Origin of the sequence: Psychrobacter sp. UBA2514 (genome assembly GCF_002341255.1) — a bacterium.
In the GTDB taxonomy this organism is placed as follows: domain Bacteria; phylum Pseudomonadota; class Gammaproteobacteria; order Pseudomonadales; family Moraxellaceae; genus Psychrobacter; species Psychrobacter pacificensis.
Window position 1 is genome coordinate 1 of sequence record NZ_DDNS01000026.1, and the last position, 201, is coordinate 201.

1 pseudogene is annotated in these 201 nt (G+C 43.8%); it reads left to right on the top strand.

The features are described 5' to 3' along the window. Positions 1–201: pseudogene (locus B3V51_RS08210) on the top strand (IS3 family transposase); the annotation flags it as partial.

Sequence of the window (201 nt, forward strand, 5' to 3'; positions counted from 1 at the left end):
ATGGAATCATAAGCGCGTACATCGTGTTTATACCGCGCTAAACTTAAACCTACGCCGTAAGTCTAAAAGACGGCTACCAGCACGTAACCTCCAGCCGTTAAGTGTGCCAAACGCATTGGGTCATACTTGGTCTATGGACTTTATGAGCGACAGACTACACAACACTATTCGCTTTCGAACCTTTAATGTGATTGATGATTA